This is a genomic window from Pseudomonas sp. HMSC066A08, from assembly GCF_001813025.1.
In the GTDB taxonomy this organism is placed as follows: domain Bacteria; phylum Pseudomonadota; class Gammaproteobacteria; order Pseudomonadales; family Pseudomonadaceae; genus Pseudomonas; species Pseudomonas aeruginosa.
Genome location: NZ_KV811371.1, coordinates 117,927 through 142,365 on the forward strand (window position 1 = coordinate 117,927; position 24,439 = coordinate 142,365).

The 24,439-nt window shown below is 67.3% G+C and carries 29 protein-coding genes and 1 pseudogene; 10 read left to right on the forward strand and 20 right to left on the reverse strand.

What is annotated here, in order from left to right; all coding sequences use genetic code 11:
- Positions 1 to 7 precede the first annotated feature (7 nt).
- From HMPREF2886_RS29040 to yfiR, 4 genes are all read right to left on the reverse strand, one after another.
- The gene (locus HMPREF2886_RS29040) at positions 8 to 562 is read right to left on the reverse strand and encodes a magnesium transporter (RefSeq protein WP_033969298.1); all 555 of its coding nucleotides are present in this window, start codon (positions 560 to 562) and stop codon (positions 8 to 10) included.
- Positions 563 to 836: 274 nt separating this feature from the next.
- Positions 837 to 1,346 carry an outer membrane lipoprotein YfiB gene (locus HMPREF2886_RS29045; RefSeq protein ID WP_033969297.1) on the reverse strand — a complete coding sequence of 170 codons (510 nt, stop codon included), beginning with the start codon at positions 1,344 to 1,346 and terminating at the stop codon, positions 837 to 839.
- A complete protein-coding gene (gene tpbB / locus HMPREF2886_RS29050) occupies positions 1,321 to 2,625 on the reverse strand; it encodes a small colony variant regulatory network diguanylate cyclase TpbB (protein ID WP_039027140.1) in 1,305 nt (434 codons plus the stop codon). Before tpbB ends, HMPREF2886_RS29045 begins: the two co-directional genes overlap by 26 nt.
- Positions 2,625 to 3,203, reverse strand: a complete 579-nt coding sequence (yfiR, locus tag HMPREF2886_RS29055; RefSeq protein WP_033969295.1) for a small colony variant regulatory diguanylate cyclase inhibitor YfiR — start codon at positions 3,201 to 3,203, stop codon at positions 2,625 to 2,627. The genes tpbB and yfiR overlap by 1 nt, the downstream gene beginning before the upstream one ends.
- A 212-nt stretch (positions 3,204 to 3,415) precedes the next feature.
- On the opposite strand from yfiR, the gene def reads away from it, so the two are divergent.
- On the forward strand, positions 3,416 to 3,955 hold the full coding sequence (gene def, locus HMPREF2886_RS29060; RefSeq protein WP_033969294.1) for a peptide deformylase: 540 nt from the start codon (positions 3,416 to 3,418) through the stop codon (positions 3,953 to 3,955).
- A 44-nt stretch (positions 3,956 to 3,999) separates the two neighbouring features.
- Here the strand turns inward: def and HMPREF2886_RS35115 are convergent, their stop codons facing one another.
- Positions 4,000 to 4,131, reverse strand: a complete 132-nt coding sequence (locus HMPREF2886_RS35115) for a hypothetical protein (protein WP_256562607.1) — start codon at positions 4,129 to 4,131, stop codon at positions 4,000 to 4,002.
- Positions 4,132 to 4,239: 108 nt separating this feature from the next.
- Positions 4,240 to 4,560 carry a DUF2025 family protein gene (locus HMPREF2886_RS29065; protein WP_033969292.1) on the reverse strand — a complete coding sequence of 107 codons (321 nt, stop codon included), beginning with the start codon at positions 4,558 to 4,560 and terminating at the stop codon, positions 4,240 to 4,242.
- A 230-nt stretch (positions 4,561 to 4,790) separates the two neighbouring features.
- Here HMPREF2886_RS29065 and dgt point away from each other — a divergent pair, with 230 nt between their 5' ends.
- Positions 4,791 to 6,287, forward strand: coding sequence for a dGTPase (gene dgt, locus HMPREF2886_RS29070; RefSeq protein ID WP_033969291.1), 1,497 nt, complete (start codon positions 4,791 to 4,793; stop codon positions 6,285 to 6,287).
- A 13-nt stretch (positions 6,288 to 6,300) separates the two neighbouring features.
- Positions 6,301 to 7,053 carry an SIR2 family NAD-dependent protein deacylase gene (locus HMPREF2886_RS29075; protein WP_033969290.1) on the forward strand — a complete coding sequence of 251 codons (753 nt, stop codon included), beginning with the start codon at positions 6,301 to 6,303 and terminating at the stop codon, positions 7,051 to 7,053.
- 6 nt (positions 7,054 to 7,059) lie between these two features.
- Here the strand turns inward: HMPREF2886_RS29075 and HMPREF2886_RS29080 are convergent, their stop codons facing one another.
- Together HMPREF2886_RS29080 and HMPREF2886_RS29085 are read right to left on the reverse strand one after the other, a co-directional pair.
- The gene (locus tag HMPREF2886_RS29080) at positions 7,060 to 7,647 is read right to left on the reverse strand and encodes a DUF4234 domain-containing protein (RefSeq protein WP_070748863.1); all 588 of its coding nucleotides are present in this window, start codon (positions 7,645 to 7,647) and stop codon (positions 7,060 to 7,062) included.
- Between the two features lie 93 nt (positions 7,648 to 7,740).
- A complete protein-coding gene (locus tag HMPREF2886_RS29085; RefSeq protein ID WP_033969286.1) occupies positions 7,741 to 8,730 on the reverse strand; it encodes an aldo/keto reductase in 990 nt (329 codons plus the stop codon).
- Between the two features lie 134 nt (positions 8,731 to 8,864).
- Between HMPREF2886_RS29085 and HMPREF2886_RS29090 the strand changes: the two genes are divergently transcribed.
- Both HMPREF2886_RS29090 and HMPREF2886_RS29095 read left to right on the forward strand, forming a co-directional pair.
- On the forward strand, positions 8,865 to 9,776 hold the full coding sequence (locus tag HMPREF2886_RS29090; protein ID WP_003086503.1) for a LysR family transcriptional regulator: 912 nt from the start codon (positions 8,865 to 8,867) through the stop codon (positions 9,774 to 9,776).
- Between the two features lie 34 nt (positions 9,777 to 9,810).
- Complete coding sequence (locus tag HMPREF2886_RS29095) at positions 9,811 to 10,218, forward strand: FosA family fosfomycin resistance glutathione transferase (RefSeq protein ID WP_033976670.1); 408 nt, start codon at positions 9,811 to 9,813, stop codon at positions 10,216 to 10,218.
- Here the strand turns inward: HMPREF2886_RS29095 and HMPREF2886_RS35120 are convergent.
- Positions 10,215 to 10,307: pseudogene (locus HMPREF2886_RS35120) on the reverse strand (hypothetical protein); the annotation flags it as partial. The gene HMPREF2886_RS29095 and the pseudogene HMPREF2886_RS35120 sit on opposite strands and share 4 nt — an antisense overlap.
- A 452-nt stretch (positions 10,308 to 10,759) precedes the next feature.
- Between HMPREF2886_RS35120 and HMPREF2886_RS29105 the strand changes: the two are divergent.
- Positions 10,760 to 11,449, forward strand: a complete 690-nt coding sequence (locus HMPREF2886_RS29105) for a hypothetical protein (RefSeq protein WP_083318643.1) — start codon at positions 10,760 to 10,762, stop codon at positions 11,447 to 11,449.
- Positions 11,450 to 11,458: 9 nt separating this feature from the next.
- Here the strand turns inward: HMPREF2886_RS29105 and HMPREF2886_RS29110 are convergent, their stop codons facing one another.
- The 3 genes from HMPREF2886_RS29110 to hchA all read right to left on the reverse strand — a co-directional run bounded on the left by HMPREF2886_RS29110 (position 11,459) and on the right by hchA (position 13,419).
- Positions 11,459 to 11,809: a DUF7079 family protein gene (locus HMPREF2886_RS29110; RefSeq protein ID WP_003133878.1), complete on the reverse strand. Its 351-nt coding sequence runs from the start codon at positions 11,807 to 11,809 to the stop codon at positions 11,459 to 11,461.
- Positions 11,810 to 11,875: 66 nt separating this feature from the next.
- Entirely contained in the window at positions 11,876 to 12,289 is a 414-nt protein-coding gene (locus tag HMPREF2886_RS29115) for a thiol-disulfide oxidoreductase DCC family protein (RefSeq protein WP_070748867.1), read from the reverse strand.
- Positions 12,290 to 12,543: 254 nt separating this feature from the next.
- Positions 12,544 to 13,419 (reverse strand): glyoxalase III HchA, encoded by an 876-nt coding sequence (gene hchA / locus HMPREF2886_RS29120; protein WP_070748869.1) that lies wholly within the window; start codon positions 13,417 to 13,419, stop codon positions 12,544 to 12,546.
- Between the two features lie 171 nt (positions 13,420 to 13,590).
- On the opposite strand from hchA, the gene HMPREF2886_RS29125 reads away from it, so the two are divergent.
- Positions 13,591 to 14,322 carry a PA1136 family autoinducer-binding transcriptional regulator gene (locus HMPREF2886_RS29125; protein ID WP_033969277.1) on the forward strand — a complete coding sequence of 244 codons (732 nt, stop codon included), beginning with the start codon at positions 13,591 to 13,593 and terminating at the stop codon, positions 14,320 to 14,322.
- A 6-nt stretch (positions 14,323 to 14,328) separates the two neighbouring features.
- Here the strand turns inward: HMPREF2886_RS29125 and HMPREF2886_RS29130 are convergent, their stop codons facing one another.
- Positions 14,329 to 15,315: an NAD(P)H-quinone oxidoreductase gene (locus HMPREF2886_RS29130; RefSeq protein ID WP_070749012.1), complete on the reverse strand. Its 987-nt coding sequence runs from the start codon at positions 15,313 to 15,315 to the stop codon at positions 14,329 to 14,331.
- 145 nt (positions 15,316 to 15,460) lie between these two features.
- Between HMPREF2886_RS29130 and HMPREF2886_RS29135 the strand changes: the two genes are divergently transcribed.
- The 3 genes from HMPREF2886_RS29135 to HMPREF2886_RS29145 all read left to right on the forward strand — a co-directional run bounded on the left by HMPREF2886_RS29135 (position 15,461) and on the right by HMPREF2886_RS29145 (position 17,654).
- Entirely contained in the window at positions 15,461 to 16,336 is an 876-nt protein-coding gene (locus tag HMPREF2886_RS29135) for a LysR family transcriptional regulator (protein ID WP_024915162.1), read from the forward strand.
- 90 nt (positions 16,337 to 16,426) lie between these two features.
- Positions 16,427 to 17,275, forward strand: coding sequence for a CAP domain-containing protein (locus tag HMPREF2886_RS29140; protein ID WP_042167548.1), 849 nt, complete (start codon positions 16,427 to 16,429; stop codon positions 17,273 to 17,275).
- Between the two features lie 16 nt (positions 17,276 to 17,291).
- Positions 17,292 to 17,654 carry a VOC family protein gene (locus tag HMPREF2886_RS29145; RefSeq protein ID WP_033976683.1) on the forward strand — a complete coding sequence of 121 codons (363 nt, stop codon included), beginning with the start codon at positions 17,292 to 17,294 and terminating at the stop codon, positions 17,652 to 17,654.
- Positions 17,655 to 17,736: 82 nt separating this feature from the next.
- On the opposite strand, the gene HMPREF2886_RS29150 is transcribed toward HMPREF2886_RS29145, so the two are convergent.
- From HMPREF2886_RS29150 to HMPREF2886_RS29180, 7 genes are all read right to left on the reverse strand, one after another.
- Positions 17,737 to 18,573 carry a bifunctional allantoicase/(S)-ureidoglycine aminohydrolase gene (locus HMPREF2886_RS29150; protein ID WP_003086528.1) on the reverse strand — a complete coding sequence of 279 codons (837 nt, stop codon included), beginning with the start codon at positions 18,571 to 18,573 and terminating at the stop codon, positions 17,737 to 17,739.
- Between the two features lie 136 nt (positions 18,574 to 18,709).
- Entirely contained in the window at positions 18,710 to 19,612 is a 903-nt protein-coding gene (locus HMPREF2886_RS29155) for a LysR family transcriptional regulator (protein WP_042167551.1), read from the reverse strand.
- A 151-nt stretch (positions 19,613 to 19,763) separates the two neighbouring features.
- The gene (locus HMPREF2886_RS29160; protein WP_070749013.1) at positions 19,764 to 20,591 is read right to left on the reverse strand and encodes a phytanoyl-CoA dioxygenase family protein; all 828 of its coding nucleotides are present in this window, start codon (positions 20,589 to 20,591) and stop codon (positions 19,764 to 19,766) included.
- Between the two features lie 81 nt (positions 20,592 to 20,672).
- A complete protein-coding gene (locus HMPREF2886_RS29165; protein WP_039027125.1) occupies positions 20,673 to 22,055 on the reverse strand; it encodes an amino acid permease in 1,383 nt (460 codons plus the stop codon).
- Positions 22,056 to 22,328: 273 nt separating this feature from the next.
- Positions 22,329 to 23,045: a UTRA domain-containing protein gene (locus tag HMPREF2886_RS29170; RefSeq protein WP_003082314.1), complete on the reverse strand. Its 717-nt coding sequence runs from the start codon at positions 23,043 to 23,045 to the stop codon at positions 22,329 to 22,331.
- 80 nt (positions 23,046 to 23,125) lie between these two features.
- The gene (locus HMPREF2886_RS29175; RefSeq protein WP_070748871.1) at positions 23,126 to 23,779 is read right to left on the reverse strand and encodes an HAD family hydrolase; all 654 of its coding nucleotides are present in this window, start codon (positions 23,777 to 23,779) and stop codon (positions 23,126 to 23,128) included.
- A 67-nt stretch (positions 23,780 to 23,846) separates the two neighbouring features.
- On the reverse strand, positions 23,847 to 24,439 hold a 593-nt coding region (locus tag HMPREF2886_RS29180; protein WP_139148432.1), incomplete at its 5' end, for an MFS transporter.

Sequence of the window (24,439 nt, forward strand, 5' to 3'; positions counted from 1 at the left end):
CCGCCGCTCAGACCATCCGCCGGAACTGCCGCCAGCGTTGCTGCCAGCCCAGCAGTACCGGAGAGACCGCGGGGCCGGTGCCGGCGTCCTGCAGGCGCGGGTGGTGGCTGACCACGTTGACCAGGATCGGCTCCTGGGCGTTCTTCACATCGACGAAGAACAGGTGCTGCCCCTGGTGCAGGCGTTCTTCGAAGGGGCGGAAGGCACGGTTGGTGCGCTGCAGGCCGAAGAAGCTGCCTTCCCACAGGCAGAACGCGCAGAGCACGGCGCCGAGGAAAATCACCGGAATCCAGCCGGCGGCGGTTTCCGTCCAGCCGCTGGCGTAGGCGAAGGCCACGGCGACGATGGCCAGGGCGAGGCCGACCAGCAGGCCGACACGGCCGGAGCGGACCACATCCTTCTTCATGAACGGAGAGACTTCGTGCAAATGGCGCTGGCCGGTCTCCGCGTCCTTTTCGCTGAGGACGTGGATCTGCTCGGTGGCGATGCCGCTGGCTTCCAGTTCGGCTTCGAGCCTTTCCAGCTCGTCGAGGTTGTCGCTGATGTAGTAATGCCGGTTCATGGCATGCCTCCCATCTTCTGACGGCCTGTTCCCTGGGTGAACAGGCAAAGGTCGATACCCCCTGTCGGTGGACCCCGGAGCACCTGCAAGCGGCAGGTCGGCCGGGGTTGTCGGTTTCTTGCGCAGGATTCAGTCTAGCATCCGCGGCAGCGGCGGCCGGTACGCCGGTCTGCTGGCTTCTTCCTTCAACATAGGCCGGAAGCGGGGTGGCGGCGGGGCCGGGCGATGGACGGGCCAGGTACGGGTGGGCCGTACGCGGCCCGCGAGCGCAGGATTACTCGGCGGGAACGATGATGGCGACGCGGCGGTTCTCGCTGCGGCCGGCGCGGGTCTTGTTATCGGCCACCGGCTTGCTCATGCCCAGGCCGCGGACCTCGATGTTGGCCGCCGGCATGCCGGCTTCGCGGAACACCGCGGCCACCGATTCGGCGCGCCGTTCGGAGAGCTTCTGGTTGTAGCCTTCGTCGCCGTAGTTGTCGGTGTGGCCTTCCAGGCGGACCTTGTCGATGTCTACCGCGAGCAGGGCGCGGGCGATCTTGGCCAGGGTGCTGCGGCTGTCGGGGTTCAGGCGGTCGAGGTTGTTGCCGAACAGCACCTTGCTCGACATGCCGAACTCCCAGCCTTCGTCGCGCAGTTCGAAGCCCTGTTCCTGAAGCACGGCGATCTGCTCGGCGCTCAGGCCGGTCTGCGGCTGCGGCGGCTTACTTTGGCAGCCAGCCAGGCCCAGCAATAGGCCGAACAAGGCGAAGACGAGCAGCTTACTTGGGTGGAACTGAGGTAGCACGGTCTATCTCCTTTTCTCGTTGAAGGATACGGGGGTCGTTGAGATCCGCCAGGCGCCGGCTGCCGCGGGCCTGGCGCTTGGCGATGTACATCGCCATGTCGGCGTCGTGGAGCAGCGCCGCCGGGGTATCCGCATGCTCGGGATAGAGGGCGATGCCGATGGTCAGCGAGGTACTCACCGTGCTGCCGTCGCTGAGCCGGATCGGCGCCTGCATGCTGGCGATGATGTTGTCGGCGATACGCAGGGCGTCGGCGCCGGACGCCAGCGGCGCGAGCAGCACGGCGAATTCGTCGCCACCCAGGCGCGCCACCAGGTCGCTTTCGCGCAACTGCCCACGGATGCGCATGGCGATGTTGACCAGCACGGTGTCGCCGGCGGCATGGCCGAGGCGGTCGTTGATCTCCTTGAAGCGGTCGCTGTCGATGAACAGCACCGCCAATTGCTCGCGATGCTCGTTGGCATCGCGCAGCGCCCGGCTCAGGCGGCCTTCGAAGAAGGCGCGGTTGGGCAGGCTGGTCAGGCTGTCGTGGTGGGCCTGGTGCGCCAGCGAGGCGTTCTCGTCCTGCAGGCGCGCCTGCCAGGATTCGAGTTCGTCGAGCAGGGCGTTGAAGTCCTCGCCCAGTTGGCTCAGCTCGGCGATGCCGGCTTCCGGTACGCGCTTCTCGAAATCCCGTTCGCGGCGCACGGTATGCGCGACCTTCGCCAGTTGGTCGAGCGGGCCGACGATACCGCGTACCAGCCGCCGCGACAGGTAGAAGGCGCCCAGGGCGGTAAGCAGCAGGCACAGGACCATGCCGGCGAAACCGGTGAGCAGGAAGCGCAGCAGGCTGCCGCCGGAGCCTTTCACCTCCACCGAACCGATCTTCTGGCCGTCGTGCAGGATCGGTTGTTCGGTCGGCGCGCTGAGCAGCCAGTGCGCCAGTTGCTGTTCCAGCAGGTGCAGCGGCCCGGTGCTTTCCCGATGCCAACTGGCCAGGGTCTGTCCCTGGCGGTCGTAGACGATGGCGCTGGAGACCTCTTCGCTGGAGGCGATCAGCGCGAGGGACTCCTCGGCGGCCTGGGCATCGCCGAAGACCACCGCGGCTTCGACGGTATAGCTGATGGACCGGGCGATCAGTTGCTGGTTGGGGTCGGCATAGGCGCGCAGGGTCAGCAGGCCGACCAGGGTCACCGCCAGCCCGGCGGTGAATACCGCGACCAGTGCCACGCCCAGGTGCGCGCGATAGAGCACCCGGCGCAGCGATGGATTGGAGCCCGTATAGCGACGACGACGGTTCATCACGGGGTAGCCTGCCGCCTTGCCAGTTTCAGTACGCTCGGGTGTACGCGTACGCCGCTGCGGGCGATGGAGTCGAGATTGGCCTCGAAGGTGATGCGCGGGCCGCCGACGTTGAGGCAGAACATGCTGCCGACGCTGCATTCGGTGCCGCGCTCGCTGATGGAGAGCACCGGATGCCCGGCCAGGCTGCGGAACACCTGCCGGCGCTCGCGCTCGTCGACCACTCCGAGGTAGATCACGTTGCAGAGCGTGCCGAGGTCCGGGTTGTCCACCGCGCGGCGTTCCGCATGCACGCGCCTGCCATTGGCCTGCACCATGCCGCGGAGCATGCCGTCGGCGTACTCGGTCGGGCCGACCACGCAGAGTTGCAGGACCGCGGGTTCCTTCGGCCAGCGCACGTAGCTGAATATGCCCAGCAGAACCTGGCTGACCGCGTTGCTGCGTTGCTCGACCGATGTCCGCGCGTCTTCCGCCCACAGGCCTCCGCCGCCCAGGCAGGAAACCGCCAGGACCAGCCAGGCGAGGGCACGCCTGTACGGGGCGAAGGGCTGCGAGGCAGGCGAACCGGACGCAAGCAAAAAGGGTTTCCTCCATGGAAAAAAGCACGGCGGCACGACTGGGCAGTGTAGCGTTATGTGGGGCGAATATTACCGGATATGCCAGGAAAGAAATCCGTTCGGCGTCAATCCAATGGCGCGGCTATTGGGGGATGGAAGGGCCTGGAGCCTTGTCCTGTCTGGTTTTCTAGTGGTGGATGTGGGAAATTTCTTGTTTTATTCAGAGGTGCGGGATGATCCGGGAAATCCTCAGGATGGGCGACGAACGTCTGCTGCGCATGGCGCCGCCGGTACCGTCGAAGCTGTTCGGCAGCCAGGAGCTGCGACAACTGATCGACGACATGTTCGAAACCATGCATCACGTCGGCGGCGTGGGACTGGCCGCTCCGCAGATCGGCGTCGACCTGCAACTGGTGATCTTCGGCTTCGAGCGCAGCGAGCGTTATCCGGACGCCCCGGCCGTGCCGCCGACCATCCTGCTGAATCCGCTGATCACCCCGCTGGACGACGAGATGGAGGAGGGCTGGGAAGGCTGCCTGTCGGTGCCGGGTCTGCGCGGCATGGTGCCGCGCCACCGGCGGATCCGCTACCAGGGCGTGGACCCGCAGGGCCAGCCGATCGACCGCAGCGTCGAGGGCTTCCATGCGCGCGTGGTACAGCATGAGTGCGACCACCTGATCGGACGCCTGTATCCGTCGCGGATCACCGATTTCAGCAAGTTCGGCTTCACCGAGGTGCTGTTCCCTGGCCTTGATCCCGCCGCGGACGATTGAGCGGCAGCACGGCGGGGCGGCCCACAGCCGCTCGCCGGTGTGGTTCAGCCCTGCTGTGGCGTGCCGGGCAGGGCGTATGGTCCGTGCTTCTTCGCGCGTTTCGCCAGACGCTTCTCATGAGCGCTCTTCAGCGGTTTCTTGCGGGTTTCCTTCTTCGCGTTCAGCCCCTTGCTCATGGCGTTCACCTCCTCGCGCAGCGCCTGCGGCGACCGGATGATCAACGGCGGATGCCTTCAGCATAGTGCTGCGCCGCAGCAGGCGGCGCGGGCGGCGATCGACGGCGTTCAGCGCAACTGGCGTTGCGCGGTGATCTCCGGCAGGTCCTGGCGGCGCAGGTAGACCAGCAGCGCTTCGCCGATGTTCAGCCGTTCGTTGATGTTCTGCTCCAGCAGTATCTGCAACTGCTCGCGGCCCAGGCGCATGACGTCGTCGCGTACCGAACTCCAGACGAACTCGCTGGTGGGCGTGATGCTGTCGTCGGCTACGTCCATGCCGAAGGAGTCTTCGCTGAAACGCACGATGTAGCGGCCGGTCTTGCGGTTGAAACCGACGAATCCCTTGAGGGCATCGGCGGCCTGGCAGATGTCGGTGGATGTGATGCTCATGCGGAACCTCCCTGAACGTTCCTGTTTCTATGGGCGCACGCATGATCGGCGGCGCCCTCGTTCTGCGGCGGGGGTCGCTCGTGCCGAGCGGGGTATTCTGCCAGTTGCCGCCGCCCGGGGAAGAGGGCGGGCCGCGAACGGTAGTGGGACGGATTGTCGCGACCTTGGTTAAACCGCCGCCACGCGCTAGGCTCGGGGTTCGCAGCCGACCGAGTGGAGAACAGCGCCAGATGCCAGGGGCCGTGGATTTCAAGGAGCGGATATCCCGCCAGCGTCCGCACGACAGGGAAACCTACGGACATGCCGGGAATACCGATCTGCAGGATATCGTCTACCAGTTGGAAAGCGACCGCGGGCGCATCGTCAATTCCGCCGCCGTGCGTCGCTTGCAGCAGAAGACCCAGGTCTTCCCGCTGGAGCGCAACGCGGCGGTGCGCAGCCGCCTGACCCATTCCCTGGAGGTACAGCAGACCGGACGCTTCATCGTTCGCACGCTGTTCCGCCAACTGGGCCCGCGCGCCGCGGAGGTCGGCCTGGACGGGCTGGAAGGCGCGCTGGAAAGCCTGGTGGAAATGGCCTGCCTGATGCACGACGTCGGCAATCCGCCGTTCGGGCATTTCGGCGAGTACGCCATCAACGACTGGTTCGAACGCAACCTCGACGTCCTGTTCGAGCGTCGCGTACCGCCGGGCCAGGGCGACGGCCCGTTGCAGCAGCGCATGCTCGCCGACCTCAAGCATTTCGAAGGCAACGCCCAGGCCATTCGCCTGGTGGTGAAGCTGCTGCGCCTGAACCTTACCTATACCCAGACCGCCGGCCTGCTCAAATACGTGCGTCCGGCCTACGAGCCGAAGCCGGACAAGGCGGCGGCGAACCACTACCTGAACAAGAAGCCGGGCTTCTATCTTTCCGAGGAAGCCTTCGTCGACGAACTGCGCCAAGTTCTCGGCATGCGCCCGGGCACTCGCCATCCTGTGGCCTACATCATGGAGGCGGCCGACGATATCTCCTATTGCCTTGCCGATATCGAAGACTCGGTGGAAAAAGGCATCCTCGACATCCGTCAATTGGCGGATCTGCTGGTGAAGAAGTTTGCCGTCCACCATTCGCCGGACGCGCCGATTCCCGGCGACGCGGACAACATGAGCTTCCAGCGGATGGTCGACTACTCGCTGGAAAAGGCCGAGCGGGAGCCGATCAACAAGGTCAGCGAATTCTTCATCCGCCTGCGGGTGAAAATGATCCACCCGCTGGTCCAGCACGCCGCCCAGCAGTTCATCGACAACCTCGAAGCGGTTCATGCCGGCACCCTCGGCCGCGCGCTGATGGAGGACGGCAGCCTGCCGCACGCCATCGTCCAGACGTTCAAGGACGTGGCCATGGAATGGGTGTTCTGCCATCCGGAGGTGGAAACCCTGGAATTGCAGGGCTACCGCATCATCCAGGGCCTGCTGGATTTCTACGCGCCGCTGCTGCATCTGCCGGCCGAGGAGTTCCAGGCCCTCGCCGCAGGTCGCCAGGCCGCCGCGCCGCATCCGCAACTGCTGGTTCGGCGCCTGCCGAGCCAGCAGATCAAGGCTTACCTGGAGGCCATGAAGGGGGTGGCGGAAGATCCGTTGCAGCGGCAGTGGGAGTTCTACCACCGCTGCCGCATGCTCCAGGATTTCGTCAGCGGCATGACCGACCAGCATGCCCAGGACGAATACCGCGCGTTGTCCGCGCTGTAGCCGGAGGAGCGAGATGCGCGCTGTCGTCGAGCTGCTCGCCGGGGCCCGCCGCCTGGTGGTCTTCACTGGCGCCGGGGTGTCGGCGGAAAGCGGGATTCCCACCTTCCGCGATGCCCTTGGTGGTCTCTGGGCGCGCTACGATCCGGCGGCCCTGGCCACGCCCGCGGCCTTCGCCGACGATCCCGCGTTGGTCTGGGGCTGGTACGAGTGGCGCCGCCTGAAGGTGCTGGGTGTCCAGCCGAATCCCGCGCACCGGGCGATCGCCGCGTTGAGTGGACGGATCGCCGGCACCCGGCTGGTCACCCAGAACGTCGACGACCTGCATGAACGCGCCGGCAGCCGCGACGTCCTTCACCTGCATGGCAGCCTGCACGCGCCGCGTTGCGCGATCTGCGCGGCAGCCTACCGGGACGCCTTGCCCGATTCGGTCGAGCCGGAAGAGGGACGACGGATCGAGCCGCCGCGTTGTCCGGCGTGCGGCGGACAGGTCCGGCCGGGCGTGGTCTGGTTCGGCGAGGCGCTGCCCGAGGCGGCCCTGCGCGAGGCTTTCGCCGCGGCCTGCGAGTGCGACCTGTTGCTCAGCGTCGGCACTTCCGGCGTGGTGCAGCCGGCGGCGCGGATACCCGGACTGGCGCTGGAACACGGTGCCAGCGTCGTGCATGTGAACCCGCAACCGGTGCGCACCCGCCATCCGCGCGAACACTGTCTCGTCGGTCCGGCCGGCGAGGTGCTGCCCGACCTGTTGCGCCGGTCGTTCCCCGGCTGAGGCGGCTCAGTCCGGGTACGGGCCGAAGAGGATCACCGCGGAACCGATCAGGATCAGCAGCCAGTAGAGCGCGCCGAGCACGATGAACAGCAGGTTGTAGCCCGAATAGCCGGCGTTGCCCGTGCCCTGCGGGTCGCCGCTGGCGAGGTTGGCCTGGCGCTGGATGTTGCGCATCGGGATCAGCGGCGTGAGCAGCAGCAGGAGCGAGGGCAGCGAGTAGGGCTCCAGCGCGGGGACCACGTCGGTGAGGTGGCTGATCAGGTTCGCCGCGACCGTCAGCAGCACCGCCCAGGTCGCATCCTTGCTCGGGCTCCATAGTGCCTGGCGCTCTTCCGGCAGGGCCTGGTGGATCCGCCGGGCGAGGGCGTGGAAAAAGAAGATGCCGAAGATCGCCCGCCATACCGGGCTGATCCGCCGCTCCATCTGCGGTTGCTGGGCCTTCCAGTGCTTGTACATCCAGTACACGCCGTACAGCCCCAGGGTGACGAGGAAGAGCACGCTCATCTTGCCCAGGGAAGTGACGAAGAAATGCGCCCGCTTCGCGCCGCGGGTTTCCACCAGGGGCGCTTCCGGGGTCTTGTAGACGTTTTCCATAACTGATCAGGCAGTCCTTGAGAAAAACCGCCATTTTGCCTTCCGCCGCTCCGTCAGGCCAGCGGCCAGGGGCGTGCCGCCCCGGCCGTCCGATCAGGCGTTGCGGCTGGGCGGCGCCATGAACTCGGGACCGACCGGATCCTGGATGGTCTCGGCGAGGATCCGCTCGATGCGGGCCATGGCCTCGTCGTCCAGGCGCCAGCCGAAGGCGTCGGCGATGCCGTTCAACTGCTCCGGCTTGCGCGCCCCCCACAGCGCCACCGTAGGCCCGCGATCGAGAATCCAGCGGATGGCCAGGGCCAGCACCGACTTGCCATAGCGCTCGCGAGCCAGTTCTTCCAGTTGCGCGACCGCTGCCAGGTACTGGGCGAAGCGGGGCTGCTGGAACTTCGGGTCGGACTTGCGCAGGTCGTCGCCATCGAAGCGGGTCTCGGCGTTCATCCGTCCGGAAAGCAGGCCGCGGCACAGCGCTCCATAGGCCAGCACGACGATGCCGTTACGCTCGGCGTAGGGCAGCACGTCGGCGTCGATGGCGCGCTCGAACAGGTTGTAGGGCGGCTGCACGCTGGCCAGCGGAGCGAACTGGCGGAACCCGTCCATCTGTTCCGGTGAATAGTTGCTCACGCCGATGGCGAGGATCTTGCCGTCGCGGCGCAGGCGCTCCAGTTCGCCGGCGGTTTCCTCGTGCGCCACCAGCGGGTCCGGCCAGTGGATCTGGTACAGGTCGATACGATCGGTTTTCAGCCGCCGCAGCGAGTCCTCGACCTCCCGGCGGATGCGTGCGGCGGAGGCGTTGCGGTAGATGCCCGCGTCGCTCCATTCCAGCGCCGCCTTGGTGGCGATCACCGCCTTGTCGCGCAGACCCTGCAAGGCCTTGCCGACGACCTCCTCGGAATGGCCGAAGCCATAGACCGGCGCGGTGTCGATCAGGTTGATCCCGGATTCCACCGCACGCCGGATGGTTTCCACCGACGTCGCGTCGTCAGCGCCGCCCCACATCCAGCCGCCGATGGCCCAGGTGCCGAGGCCGATGCGCGAGACCGGCGTGTCGATGCCCTCGATGCGAATGCTTTCAACGCTCATGGAAATACTCCTGCAGGTCGGGAAAACGGCTGCCGGCAATGCGCTCGGCGGCACGGAGCGATTACTCTAGATCACCCGAGATTGAATGTGGCTCAATGCCGCATTGACCTCCGAGAACTGCCAGGAGCCCTGGAATGCCGGCTTTCACCCGTTCCGAACTCGCCGACCTGAACGTCTTCATGACCATAGTCCGGCGCCGCAGCTTCCGTCACTCGGCCCAGGAACTGGGTGTCAGTACCTCGGCGCTGAGCCACAGCATGCGCAACCTCGAGGCGCGGCTCGGAGTGAAGCTGCTCAACCGTACCAGCCGTTCGGTGGTGCCGACCGATGCCGGTAGCGCGCTGGCGGCCAAGCTGGAGGATGGTTTCCAGGTGATCGGCGAGGCGCTCGGCGAGCTCGATGCCTATCGCACCTCGCCGGTGGGCCGGCTGCGCCTGAACGTGCCGCGCGATGCCTCGCGGCTGCTGCTGGGGCCGGTCCTCAGGCGCTTCACCGAGGCGTATCCGGACCTGCAACTGGAACTTTCGGTGGAGGACCGCATGGTCGATATCGTCGCCGACGGCTACGACGCCGGCATCCGTTACGGCGGCACGGTGCCCCAGGACATGGTCGCGGTGCCATTGACCGGGGAGCTGCGCTGGGTGGTGGCCGCTTCGCCCGACTACCTGGCCCGCCACGGCGTGCCCCAGCGGCCGGACGACCTGTTGCGGCACGCCTGCATCCGCATGCGCCTGGGCGACAACTCGTTCTACAAGTGGGAACTGGGCGACGGCGAGCGGATGGTCGAGGTCGACGTGCCCGGCCCTTTCAGCGTCAACGAAAGCAATACGGCGGTCGCCGCGGCCCTGGACGGCGTTGGCCTGGCCTACTGCCTGGAAGTGGGAATCGCCGAGGAGCTGCGTAGCGGCCGGCTGCAACTGGTATTGCCCGACTGGACCTCGATGGGCGCGCCGTTCTGCCTCTATTATCCGAGCCGACGCCAGCCGCAACCCGGCTTGCGCCAGCTGATGGAAATGATCCGCGGCGACTGGCTGGGACGTGCCTGAATCGACCTCCCGCCGCACCTTGCAAGGAACCCCCATGCTCACCGGTCTCAATCACCTGACCCTGGCGGTCGCCGACCTGCCGGCCAGCATCGCCTTCTACCGCGATCTTCTCGGCTTTCGCCTGGAAGCGCGCTGGGACCAGGGCGCCTATCTCGAACTGGGTTCGCTGTGGTTGTGCCTGTCCCGGGAGCCGCAATACGGCGGGCCGGCCGCGGACTACACGCACTACGCCTTCGGCATCGCCGCCGCGGACTTCGCCCGGTTCGCCGCGCACCTGCGCGCGCATGGCGTGCGCGAATGGAAGCAGAACCGCAGCGAGGGCGATTCGTTCTACTTCCTCGACCCGGACGGCCATCGCCTGGAGGCCCACGTCGGCGACCTGCGCAGCCGGCTCGCGGCGTGCCGGCAAGCGCCCTATGCGGGAATGCGTTTCGCTGACTAGGCCTTGGCCTTGCCGGGAGCTGTGGGCGCCACCGCCGGACCGGCGAGGCACTTCAGCAGGCGCGGGCGGTTGGTCTCCGGCGCGCCGCCGATCAGCGTCGGCAGCAGGGGCACGATCAGGCCGACGCCAGCGGCATCCAGCAGGCAGGTGAGGAACAGCAGAGGCAGGACGCGTTTCGCGCCGGGACCCTGTTCCCGCGTGGTGGAGGGGCATAGGCTGGTCGTGGACACGCCAGGACCCTCCCGGCGAACACAGGAAGTCCCGATCCTGGTACCCCAGCGGCGCGAGGGGAACTACCGGAATTCACAGGTTCGACGAACGGTCGCGGCAACGCCGGCGGGCGGCGTGATGTCATAATGCTGCGACCTGTGCGCCAGTCGGGTATCCTTGCCGGCCTCCCAACGTTGTTTCCTAACGATATTTTCCTCCTGTCGCGAGCAAAGGGATTTCAATGACGCCCAGAAAAGGAAAGCTAGCTGCCGTGCTCGCCTGCATGGCATCGCTGGCGGGTTGCAACATCAACCCGGCGAACCAGGGCTCGGTGTCGTCCTGGTTCTCCATGCGCGCCGGCGATCCGCCCAGCTTCGTCACCGGCGTGGTCGGCTTCGAGAACACCGGCAGCAACGACCCGTCCACCCGCCTGACCCTGCGTTTCCGCGATCCCACCTCCAAGACCCATGCGGCCCACGTCACCACCTCGTCGTACTCCGAGCTGTTCAGCCTCGCACTGACGCCGCGCTACTACGAGCTTTACGAGTTCGAGGTGAGGTACCTGTCCTATACCGTCACCCGCGAGACCGGTGCGTACGAGGAGCGCTGCGAGGCCAACGGCGAGGCGCTGGAGAAGACGGTTCGGAAAAGGAAGCGCAGCGTCACCCACACGGCGGTAAACGTGGCGTCCAACTGTCGTTCAACGCCGCTGACCAAGACCGACTACTACTACCAGACCTACACCTCCAAGCCGTTCTCCGCGCCGTTCCGTGCCGAGAGCTTCGCCACCAACTACATCGGTGACTTCCGCGTGCAGTGCAGCTACAAGGAGAAGAAGGGCAAGACCCTCGTCGACAGCTGCCGTCTCAACTACGGCGCCGTCAGCCGCGATCGGGTGGACGCCTGGGTGGCGCAGATGAACGAGGCAGACAAGGACAAGCGCGAGCCGCTGCCGCCGGTACGCCAGCAGGCGGTCGACACGAAGAAGGCCGGCAAGCTCATCCATTCGGTATTTCGCTGAGGCGCTCGCTCAAAGAGCGCCGGCGATCGCGCGCCAGGTGTCGGCGTATCGCCATCGCAGCCAGGCGACCAGGCAGCGCTCGTGCCAGCGTCGCAGGGCGCTGCTCCTTTGCCGCGCCAGGCGTCGCTCGATGGCCTCTTCCAGCCAGGCCTCGTCGAAGGCGGTCCATACCGCCGGAGCGGGGCTGAGCAGGTTGCCGTGGCAGACCGGTGCCACTTCCTCGAAGAACAACCGCTCCAGCAACGCCGGGTCGACGCCCTTTATCCGCCGGGCGATATCCTCGGGCTCCAGGAGAGTGTCGACGAAGGCGTCGGATAGCGCGTGGCGCAGTCGTCGGCGTTGGCTCGGGTCAAGGGCCATGGCAGGTATGGGTCCGCAGGCTGGTGCGCAGGCAGCATAACCCGCCACGGCCAGCGCGGAGAGGCGTCAGGCTCGACGGGGATGCCAGGAGCGACGACGAAGGGGTGGGCGCTGGCGGCCGAACCAGCGCCAGCGGTTGCGCCGTAGTGCCTCGTGGCACTCGTCGCGCAGCCAGGCTGGCAGCAGGCGCAGCCAGCGCAGGTGACGCCAGGGGCCCGGCAACAGGCGTAGCACCTCGAGCAGGGCATCGTTGTCGTCGCAGGCGTAGGCGCCGTCGACGAACAGCCAGGTGTCGAAATGATCGGGTGCCAGCCCGAACCAGTCGAGGATCGCCAGGCCTTCGGCGGACTGCGCGGCAAGCAGCTTCAGCCGATGGTCGGCGCGGCGTGCCAGGAAACCGCTCCAGAGCGTGCAGAAGCGGCAGTGCTGGTCGTACAACACGACCGTGTCGCCGGGCTGGAGGTACGGCGGCAGTGACATGAGGGGCCCCCTTGGGTTCGGCTTTGTGCGCAAGCCCGGAACCGTAACGGCGGGAAGGGAGGACGACTAGTCGGTGTGCTGTCAGAGTTTTCTTTCTGTGCGCTCATCGATTCGTCTTTCGCCGGAAGGCGCCGGGCAACGCGCCATTCCTCTTCCTGAAGGACGATGTTGCGCCAGGCCGGTTTAAGTTCGATGACGCCGGGACGAGCGGGAGATGCCCCGTCCGTGGGGCACGGACGGGGCGCGGCGGGGAATCAGCGGGCGAACGCTTCGAGAAGGGTCTTGGCGGCCAGCTTGCCAAGGTTGTTGGAGGCCAGCGGGCTGTCGCCGGTGATCAGCTTGCGGTCGCGGTGGACCTGGCCGGTGATGCCCTTGTTGAGGATCTTCACCCCGAGCTTCTGCAGGTTCTCGCCCACCAGCCAGGGCAGGGGCCCGGGCATGTAGCCGATCTCCAGGTTGGCGCCGGTGTCCAGGGCGTCGGGGAACACGCAGACCTCGTAGCCCTTGAACGGGTAGCCCTCCGGTTTCTCGTCGACCGCCGGTGCCAGCAGGCAGGCCGGACCGTGGCAAAGGGTGATGATGTAGCGGTCCTTGGCGAGGAAGGCATCGAGCAGCCGTTTCACCTCCCGGCTGTGCGGAATGCCCGCCAGCACGCCGTGGCCGCCGGGAACGAACACCGCGGCGTACGGCGAGTCGTCGGCGACGGCCTGTTCCAGGAGGTCGGCGAGCTTCTGCGGCGCTTTCAGCTTGGGCAGGTACTTCGCGTAGATGCTCTTCACCGCCTCGTCCTCGCCGGGCATCGCCCACATCTCCAGCTTCACCGGGTTGCCGGAGAGCGTGGCGACATCGAACTCGAAGCCGGCCTTGTCCAGGTGGTACATCGGCAGGAGCATTTCCACCGGGTGGTTGCCGGTGGAGAACAGGCTGCCGTTCTGCATCAGGATGTAGCGTTCGTCGGTACCGATCATCAGCACCTTCTTGCCGCCCTTGTACGGGGTCGGGTAGTCGGCGCCGTCGAAGTCGGTCTTCGCCGAGGTGTACTGGCTCAGGGAATAGGGCGAGGGAAAGAACGCGTTGTGCTCGGCGTGGTCGGGCGTCGGGGTTCTGCTGGTATCGCGCTCGTTGCTCATGGCTCGTTCCTTTCTGCGTGATGGAGGTCGCACCAAGACGATAGGCGGGGTCGCCGGCCGGCGAAATAGGGGAAATCCCCTAATCCACGGTCGGTCGCCTGAGGGTTTTCCCCTATGGGCTTTTGCCGGCAAGCCGGGGATCATGCGGGAAAAGCCAGGAACGTCCGCTCCATGACCGACTACGCCAGCTTTCTCTTCGACAGCGTCGCCCGGCTGCGCAAGGCCGCTACCACCGAGGCGGTCTGCCGCGAGATGGTGGAGTTCGCCGCACGCCTGGGCTTCGACCGGGTGATCGTCTGCAGCCTGTTCCCCCGCCCCAGCGAGGACGAACTGATCGACGAGCTGTTCTTCGTCCATGGCGACTGGGCCGAAGGGCGCAGCGCCCAGGAGCGCGACGCCTATCTTCTGCACTGTCCGGTCACCCGGCACATCCTCGAACTGGACGAGCCGTTCTTCTGGTCGAAGAGCCCCTCGGAGGATCCCGCGCGCATGACCTACCGCATCGTCCGCGGGGTCCGCGACCTCGGCCAGGTCAATGGCATGCAGGTGCCGGTGTTTGGCCGCAACGGCCTGGAGGGCGCGGTGTCTTTCGCCGGCGAGCGGCTGGACCTGAATGCCGGTTGCAAGCTCGCCGCCCAGGCCTTCTGCCCGATCCTGTTCTTCGCCCTGAAGCGCCTGCGCGGCCCTGTGTCGGCGGGCCATGCGCAAGCGCTCAGCGAGCGCGAGCGGGAAGTCCTGCAATGGATCGCCCTGGGCAAGCAGCAGGCGGAGGTGGCGGCGATCCTGATGATTTCCGAGCGCACCGTGGAGAATCACCTGCGTGCCGCCCGCCGCCGTCTCGGCGCGGCGTCCACCGCCCAGGCGGTGGCGCGGGCGCTGCGTCTGGGCGATATCGAGGTCTGAGCGGCCTCAGGGAGCGGACGCGAGGACGATCTTGCCGATGTGCTGGCCGGAGTCCATCAGTTCGTGGGCCTGGCGCGCCTGCTCCAGGGGGAAGGTGCGGAACACTTGCGGCCTGACAGTGCCGGCGCGCACGTGTGGCCAGACCTGGCGCTCCAGTTCGGCGATGATCGCGCCTTTCTCGTCGTGGCTTCGCGAGCGCAGGGTCGAGCCAAGATGGACCAGGCGCTTGATCAGCATCGGGAACAGGTCGACTTCGGCGGCCTTGCCCTTGATCACGCCGATCTGCACGATCCGTCCGTTCATCGCCGCCGCCTGGTAGTTCCGCGTCACATAGTCGCCGGCAACGATATCGACGATCACATCGACCCCGCGACCTTCGGTGCCGCGCAGCACTTCCTCGACGAAATCCTGCTCGGTGTAGTCGATCGCCACGTCGGCGCCGAGGCGCAGGCTGGCCTCGCGCTGGGCCTCGCTGGAGATCGTGGTGAAGATCTTCGCCGCGCCGAAGGCCTTGCCCAGCATGGTCGCGGCGGTGCCGATGCCGGAGGCGCCACCGTGGACCAGCAGCGTCTCGCCGGCCTTGAAGCCACCGCGCTGGAACAGGTTGACCCAGACGGTCATGAAGGTTTCCGGCAGCGCCGCCGCTTCCTCCATGCCCAGGCCGTCGGGCAGGTGCAGGGTGGTGCGCTCGTCGGCCACGGCGAACTGCGCGTAGCCGCCGCCGGGAATCAACGCCATCACCGCCTCGCCGACGGCGAAGCGGCTGACCTCGCGGCCGACCGCCCGCACCGTGCCGGCGATCTCCAGGCCGGGAATGTCCGAGGCGCCGGGCGGCGGGTCGTACACGCCCTTGCGCTGAAGCACGTCGGGGCCATTGACGCCGGCGGCGCGGACTTCGACCAGGACCTCGCGCGGGCCGGGCGTCGGCAGCGGCCGGCTGGTCGCCACCAGTACCTCGGGGCCGCCGGGCCGGGTGATCTCGATGGCGGTCATTCGTTCGGGAAGTCGGTTCGTGCTGCTCATCGCATGCTCCTGGGAAAGTGGTTCGGACCTGGTTCGCATGGTAATCAGCGAGGATGCCGTGGTCGCGCAGCGCTTTTTCATTAGACTGATGCGAAAATGCATCGGGGAAACCACCATGAATTGGGACGACACCCGCGTCTTCCTCGCGCTCTGTCGCGAGCACACCCTGCGCGGTGCCGCCCGCGCGCTTCACGTCGACCAGGCCACGGTGGGCCGGCGGCTGGCGTCGCTGGAGGCGGCGCTGGGCTCGACCCTGTTCCTGCGCACCTCGTCCGGCTACCTGCTGACCCCGGCCGGCGAGGCGGCCTTCGAGCTGGCCGAGAAGATGGAACGCTCGGCCCTGGAGTTGCTGCGGCGGACCCGCGGGATGGACCACCGACTGTCCGGCGAGGTGCGGTTGTCCACCACCGACTCCCTGGCCGCCGACTTCGTGCTACCCGCCCTGGCTCGCCTGCACCTTGAACACCCGGATATCCGCGTGCTGCTCGACAGCGCTTCGGCTGTGGTCGACCTGCCCAAGCGTGAGACCGACATCGCTATTCGCACCCTGCGGCCGGAAAATCCCGATTTGATCCTGAGAAAACTCGCCAGCTGGCCCATGGGCCTGTTCGCTTCGGCGGACTACCTGCGGCGCAACGGCGTGCCGGTGCCCGGCGAGCGTTTCCGCGGCCACGACCTGGTGATGTACGAACCCTATTGGCGCAGCCAGCGCGAACTGACCCTGGGCGGCGAGCCGATCCGCGACGGCCGGGTGGTCATCGCGGTGAATTCCAACATGATGGTGCGCCAGGCCCTGGCGCGCGGCCTGGGGCTCTGCGAGCTGCCGCTGTACATGGGCGAGCGCGACGGACTGGTGCGGGTCTGGCCGCAGCGCGAGCGACGCCGGCCATACGAAGTGTGGATGGTTACCCACAAGGACCTGCGCCACACCGCGCGGGTCCGCGCGGTGATCGAGCGGCTGGTGGAGGCATTCGCCGAAGCGCCGGCCTGAGCCTGCAACGCCGGCGCCGGGTTCCGGTCGAATGCGGCGGCGCGCCGCGGAATCGCGCATCATAGGCGCCATCAGATCGAGGAGATTTCCATGGCAATCCCAAGCATCCCGCGTTTGGCCGTACTGACGCTCGGGCTGGTGCTCGCAGCGGTCGCCAGCGCCGCCGACGAGGCGCAACTGATCGAGGCGATCAACGCCTACCGCGGTCAGGTGCAGTCCTGCGGCGGGCAGGCCAGCGGCGAACTGCCGCCGCTGGCCGCCGATCCGCGCCTGGCCTTGCCGGTGAATGCCGCCGGCGACCTGCAGCAGGCGATGGCGCAGGCTGCCTACCCGATGGTCAACGTGCAGTCGATCAGCCTTTCCGGGCCGCGCGATGCCGGCGCGGCGATGAAGGCGCTGGAGGAAAGCTTCTGCCGCGTGGTGCTCGACCCGCAGTTCGTCGACGTCGGCGTCAGCCGCCAGGACCGCGACTGGCGCATCGTCCTCGCCCGGCCATTGCTGCGCGGCGGCATGGGCGATTGGCAGGCGGAAGGGCAGAAGCTCCTGGAACGGATCAACGCCGCCCGCGGGCAAGCCCGCCAGTGCGGTGGCAAGCCCTACGCAGCGGCGCAGCCGCTGGCCTGGAACGCCACCCTTGGCGGCGCCGCCGAAGCGCATTCGCGGGCGATGGCCAACGGCAACTTCTTCGACCACCTGGACCGCGACGGCCGCACCCCCGGCGACCGCGCCGAGCTGGCCGGCTACAGCGGCGGGCTGATCGGCGAAAACATCGCCGCCGGCCAGGACGGGGTGGACAAGGTGGTCGACGGCTGGCTGGCCAGCCCGGGCCACTGCGCCAACCTGATGAATCCTGGCTACCGCGAGCTGGGCGCGGCCTACGCCACCGATCCGAAGAGCGACGCGGGAATCTACTGGACGGCGCTGTTCGGCGCCCCATGAGCCAAGGAGGTTGGCGGTGCCCGAGACGCGGATTCTTTCCATCCTGCTGCACGTCGGAGACTGGCGCGCGGCGACCGACTGGTACGCCCGGGCCTTCCCGGCGGCCCGCCGGCTCCGGCCGGCCAGCGACGACTACGGACACCTGGAGATGGACGGCCTGGCGCTGGAGATCGTCGAGGCCGACGAAAAGGTCGCCAGCGGCGCGGCGGGGACGGTGGTGTACTGGCGGGTGGCGGATCTCGCCGTCGAGGTCGAGCGCCTGGGCGGGCTCGGCGCCCGGCTCTATCGCGGGCCGCTGGACATCGGCGGCGGCGAGCTGATCTGCCAGCTGCGCGATCCCTGGGGCAACTGCATCGGCCTGCGCCAGGCGAGGCCCTAGCCGCGGCTCGCTCGAGCCGGACGGGGAAAAGGAAAAACCGGCGATCGCGCGCCGGTTTTCCGTGTCAGCCTAGCCGTCCGCCTCAATGCGGCGCATTGAGGGTCAGGCGCATGTGCCGGTTGACGTCCTTGTACAGCAGGTAGCGGAAGCGCCCCGGGCCGCCCGAATAGCAGGCCTGCGGGCAGAAGGCGCGCAGCCACATGAAGTCGCCGGCCTCCACCTCGACCCAGTCCTGGTTCAGGCGGTACACCGCCTTGCCTTCCAGCACGTACAGGCCGTGCTCCATCACGTGGGTCTCGGCGAAGGGGATCACGCCGCCCGGTTCGAAGTTGACGATGTTGACGTGCATGTCGTGGCGCATGTCGCTCATGTCGACGAAGCGGGTGGTGCTCCAGCGGCCTTCGGTGTCCGGCATCACCAGCGGCTGGATGTCCTGCTCGTTGGTGACGAAGGCTTCCGGCAGCGGTACGCCGTCGACCTTCTGGTAGTGCTTGCGGATCCAGTGGAAGCGGGTGTGCTGGCCGGTGGTATTGCGCACCTTGTAGTCGGCGCCCGGCGGAATGAAGGCGTAGCCGCCCGGCTGCATGGCGTGGACCTGGCCCTGCAGGGTCAGGCTCAGCTCGCCTTCGACGACGAACAGCACGGCCTCGGCGTTGGGGTCCTGCTCCGGTTTGTCGCTGCCGCCGTTGGGCGCCAGTTCGACGATGTACTGCGAGAAGGTCTCGGCGAAGCCGGACAGCGGGCGGGCGATCACCCACATGCGCATGTTGTCCCAGAACGGCAGGTGGCTGGTGACGATATCGCGCATCACCCCCTTGGGAATCACGGCATAGGCTTCGGTGAACATCGCCCGGTCGGTGAGCAGCTCGGTCTGTGCCGGGTGCCCGCCGTGCGGCGCGTAGTAGCTGGACTTGGACATGGAGCGTTTCCTCGTTGTTGTCTTGCTGCCGGCGCACGCGCCGCCGGAGCGAAACGGGCGGGCGCGAGCCGTTGCTGACGGCAACGATATCCAGCGCCTGGCGCATGAACAAATTAAATGTTGGAATCCAGCATATTCATTTTTCGAATGCGGGTCGGCTCCGGGTATCTTCCGCCAGCACCCGCGACAGCACGCGCGCCAGCGCCTTCACCATCGGGTCCGCCGCCGGTCGGTGCAGCAGTGCCACTTCGAACACGTCCACCGCCGGCAGCCCGACGTTCTTCGGCAGCACCGCATGGCCTGCGCTCACCGCGCGCAGCGGCAGCAGACCTATACCCATGCCGTCGGCGATGGCCGATTGCAGGCCGCTAAGGCTGGAACTGGTGAAGCTGATGTGCCAGCGCCGGCCGACCGCTTCCAGGGCGGCGATCATCTCGTCGCGGTAGACCCCGCGCGGCGGGAAGGTGACGATGGGCAGCGGGTCGAGGTCGATGCAGGGGTTCCTGGCGCTGTCCACCCAGCATGTCTTTTCCGGCCAGCAGGCCAGTGCCTCGCGGCTGGCGCGGCGCTGCTTGAGCAGCACCAGGTCCAGTTCGCCGCGGTCGTAGCTGGCGCTGAGGTCGCGGCTCATGCCGCTGGTGACTTCCAGCTTGACCTGTGGATAACGCCGGTTGAAGGCCGCCAGTCGCTCGGTGGTACGGCCGGCGGCGAAGTCGTCCGGCACGCCGATGCGTACCGTCAGCGCCACCGTGGCGCCGGACAGCGCCTCGGCCAGTTCGTCGTTCAGCGCCAGCAGGCGGCGGGCGTAGCCGAGCAGCGTATCGCCGGCGTCGGTCGGCAACACGTCGCGGTTGCCGCGTTCCAGCAGGCGGTGTCCGGCCAGTTCCTCCAGGCGGCGAACCTTCTGGCTGACGGTCGACTGGGTCGAGTGCAGGCGCGTGGCGGCGGTGGTGAAACTGCCGCAATCGGCCACCGTAACGATGGCGCGGAGCAGGTCGAGGTCGAACAGGCGGTTATTCGGTTTTTCACTGTCGCTCATGGCGGTATCGGGTTTTCGAATGACGATTCCGCTTGTAGCAGGTCGCCGCCGTCCGCCGCAATCCCCGGTACCGGCGTGGCGCGCAGGGCAGGTCCGGCCAATCCCTGGCCGCTCGCGCCATCCTGGCGCAGCCCCGTCGTGGAAGCGAGGTCTAGTCGCGCGGCCAGAGGCGTGGGAACAGTGGGTGTTCCAGCGTGGCGCCGGCGGGGAGCTGATCGACCAGCCCGGGGAATTCCGGCGAGGTCTTCCACGGCCTGGGTGCATGACGCATGTCCTCGCCGAGGAAGCGCAGCGAGAACGCCCGTCGGCGCCGGTCGCCGCCGACACCGCCGGAGGCGTGCAGCGTGAGCATGTGGAAGAACACCGCGTCGCCCGGTTGCAGCTCCCAGCCGAGGATGTTCCAGCGCGAGCGGTCGGCGTCGATGTCCGGCAGTTCGGCCAGGCTGCCTTCGGGGAACCATTGCGCCTGGTTGTCGCGGAAGGTGCGCGGCATCAGCCATGGCCCCCGGTGCGAGCCGGCGACGAACTCCAGGGTCGACTCCCGCGCCACCGGGTCGACCGGCATCCACATACTGCAATTCTGTCGGCCTTCGACGTTGTAGTAAGGCTGGTCCTGGTGCCATGGCGTGCGCTGGCGGGTATTGGGCTCCTTCACCAGCAGGTGGTCGTGGTACAGCCGGGCGCTTGCGCAGCCCATCAACTGCGCGGCGACCGATCCGACCCGCGACTCCAGGATGAAGCGCCGGTAGTGCTGGTTGTCGGTCCAGTTGCAGAAGTCCTCGAAGAACCAGCCGGGATCGTCCGGGCTGCTGGCGACCTTCGCCCGTTCGCTGGGCGCGGCCAGGTTGGCCTCGATTCCCGCCTCGAGCAGGCGGACTTCCTCCGTACTGAACAACTGGCAGATGCACACGGCGCCGTCGCGCTGGAAGGCTTCGACGGTGTGCCGGTCGAGTTCGAATTCGAATGCTGCAAGCGTCATGGCTTTCTCCTTGTTGTTGTTGTTGTTGTTGTTGTTGTTGTTGTTCTGCAACGTGCAGTGTCGCCTTGCACTGCCTCGGGTTCAGGCCGCTTCGGCCTGTTCCTGGCGCTGTCCGCGCGGGCGGACCCAGATCAGGTAGGCGAGGCTGAGCAGGAGCAGCCAGGCCAGTCCGACGTACAGCGCCGGGCGGGTATCCGCAAACGCGGCGAGGACGCCGAAGACGAAGAGCATGAAGGCGATGGCGAAGGCCTGGCCGTAGGGCCAGAACGGCACCCGGAAGCTCAGCCGCTCGACCTCCTGCGGGCTGAGCCGACGGCGCATGGCGACCTGCGAAAGCAGGATCGTCAACCAGACCCAGACTACCGAGAAGGTCACGATGAAGGCGAAGGTGAGGAACAGTTCCTTGGGCAGCAGGTAATTCAGCAGCACCCCGAGCAGCAGGACGACACCCATCACCAGTACGGTCATCCACGGCACGCCGACCCGTGACAGGCGCGAGAAAGCGGACGGCGCGAGGCCATCCTCGGCCATGCCGTAGAGCATGCGGCCGGTGCTGAAGATGTCGCTGTTGATGGCGGAGATCGCCGCGGAGATCACCACGATATTCAGCAGCGATGCCGCCGAGCCGATGCCCAGCCCGCTGAATATCTGTACGAAGGGGCTGCCCTGGCTGCCGATCTTCGACCAGGGGTAGATCGTCATCAGCACCAGCAGGGTGAGGACATAGAACAGCAGGATACGTAGCGGGACCGAGTTGATCGCCTTGGGGATCATGCGCCGCGGGTCCTGGGCTTCTCCCGCCGTGATGCCGATCACCTCGATGCCGCCGAAGGCGAACATGACGATGGCGAACGAGGCGAGCATGCCTTCGATGCCGTTGGGAAAGAAGCCGCCGTGCTGCCACAGGTTATCGATGGCCGGGGCGCCGGCGCCGCCCGGTTGGATGCCGAAGAGCAGGATGGTCAGGCCGCCGCCGATCATTGCCAGGATCGCCAGGACCTTGAGCAGCGACAGCCAGAACTCCAGCTCGCCGAAGACCTTCACGTTGCACAGGTTCAGCCCGCCGATCAGCAGCACGATGCCGAGTACCCAGATCCAGCGGGGCGCGTCGGGAAACCAGAAGCCCATGTACACGCCGAAGGCGGTGACGTCGGCCAGGCACACCATCATCATCGAGAAGGCGTAGCTCCAGCCGGTCAGGAAGCCCATGTAGCGACCCAGGTAGGTGCTCGCGTAGTGGCCGAAGGAACCCGGCACCGGGGTGCGCACGGCCATTTCGCCGAGGGCGCGCATGGTCAGGTAGATCGCCAGGCCGCCGATGAGGTAGGCCAGCAGGACCGAGGGCCCGGCGCGCTGGATGGCGGCGGCGGAGCCGTAGAAGAGTCCGGTGCCGATCGCCGAGCCCAGGGCCATGAAACGGATATGCCGCGCCGTCAGGCCTCGGCGCAGTTCGGGGCTTGCCATGCTGTGCGTCCTCTCTTGTCATTGTTATTTCCCTGGTGGTCCGGCGTCTCCGCAGAAGGGGCCGGCCGCGCGGGCGGATGCTTTATTCGTACACGTATTGACTTGTACATACAGGAATAAGCAGATTCGAGGCCAATATGCCATGTCGACCGCTAACTCATTGATTCGCAGGGATGTGACGGAAAAAGACGGGGGCCCGGGGCGAGCAGAGATGTTACCCGCCTGCCCATTCCCGGTACGCAAGACGCTGGCGGGTAACGTATCGGTGGGTTGTCACTCGGGTACTTCGACGTTCACCTGCAGCGCGTCGTGGCGCCAGTACTCCAGGTCGCAGTCGATCAGGCGGCCCGCCTGGTCGCGGTTGATCCGCACGATCTGTAGCGCCGGGCTGCCCACCGAGACCCGCAGCGGTCCGGCGGCCTCCGCCGGGAGGATGGTCGGGACCATTTCGAAGCGCACCCGGCCGTAGCGGATGCCGTAGTGGTTGGCGTAGAGATCGGTCAGCGAGCGAGTCAGGTCGAAGCGCTCGATGCCGGGAAAGTAGGCGGGATTCAGGTAGTGCTCGACGTACAGCACCAGCCGCCCGTCGACCCGCCGCGCCCGGCGGATCTGGAACACCCGCGACAGCGCCGGCAGTTCCAGGCGCTGGCAGATGTCGACGCTGGCCGGGATCATCGCCGCGCCGAGCACCTCGGTCTCCGGCACCCGGCCCTGGTCGGCGACCATCGCGTGGAAGTGGCTGCGCACCAGCGGGTTGTACAGCAGCCGCTGCGGCGAGACGAACCAGCCGCGGCGTTCCTCGCGGTAGATCAGGCCCTGGTCCTCCAACTGGCCGAGCGCCTCGCGCAGGGTGATGCGGGTGGTCGAGAACAGCTCGCTCAACTGCCGTTCGCTGGGCAGCTTGCTGCCGCGCGCGAGCAGGCCGCGTTCGATCTGCTCGCGCAGGGACTGGTAGATCACCGTCAGGGGTCGGGACGGCTCGTCGCGCATATCGACGCTTCTCCGCTGGGCTCCGGGGGGCTACAGGGTAATGCTTCCGGGCCGCCGGCGGTATAGCGCGGCGCGCCTTCTCAGCGCCATTCCAGCACCGGCCAGCCGGCCTCGCGGGCGTGTCCGAGCAGCGCCGGGTCGGGGTTCACCGTGTGCGGCCGGTCGACCCGCGAGAGCAGCGGCAGGTCGTTGCGCGAGTCGGAATAGAAGGTCGCGCCGGCCAGCGTCTCGTCCTCCTGGGCCAGCCAGGCGTCGAGGCGACGGACCTTGCCCTCGCGGTAGGTGAGGGTGCCGCGGGTGCGCCCGGTGTAGAGGCCGTCGCGCTCCTCGATGTCGATCGCCAGCACCTCGTCCACCCCCAGCCGGCGGCCGATGGCGCTGACCAGGAAGTACGCCGAGGCGGAGATGATCAGCAGGCGGTCGCCGGCCTGACGGTGGCGTTCCAGGCAGCGCACGGCGTCGGCGTGGATGCGCGGCGCGATGATCCGCGCGACGAAATCCTCGACGGCGCCGGCGATTTCCGCCGGGGTGCGGCCGGCGATGGGGGCCAGGCTGAAGTCCATGTAGTCCTCCATGGCCAGCCGGCCCTCGGCATAGAGTTCCATGAGGCGGCGTTCCTGGTGCAGGAAGGCGGTCTTTTCGACCCAGCCCAGTTCGGTCATGTAGCGCCCCCAGAGAGTCGCGCAGTCGCCGTCGATCAGGGTGTCGTCGAGGTCGAAGAGGGCAAGTGGCATAGGCGGTTCCTTGTTCGCTAGGGATTGGCCCGGCGCGCCTGGCGCCGGGCGGTGGTTCGGAGAGTTTTCAACGCGGCTTGCCGGCCGCCAGCAGCGGCCCGCCGGCATGCGCCTTCGGTTCGACGCGGCGCGCGCCCGGCCGGCTGTTCCAGAACGGCACCAGCAGCAGGCTGGCGAGCAGCGCGGTGGCGGTGAACACGAAGAACACCGTGAGGGTGTCGAAGTAGCCCGGCAGCAGGCCACCGAGGATCGCCCCGACCGAGCCGCAGCCGTTGACGAAGCCGGTGGCGGTGCCGGCCGCTTCGCTGGTGCCGAAGTCGATGGCGGCGGCGCCGCTGATCATCGAGTCCGGCCCGTAGAGGGTGACGCCCATCATGAACAGCAGGCCCACCACCAGATACAGGCTGCCGCTCTGCATGGCCGGGACGAACAGCGCCAGGCACACGGTCAGCGCCGCCAGGCTGAGCACGCAGGCCGGCATGCGGCGGGCGCCGAACAGCTTGTCCGAGGCCAGGCCGATGAGGATCGGCCCGGCCAGCCCGGCGACCTCGAAGGCCGATGGCACGATGGCCGAGGCGACCTTGCCGATCTCCGGCATGCGTTCGTAGATGATCACCGGGCCCCAGAGGAGGATCGCGTAGCGCGCCGGCTTGAGCAGGA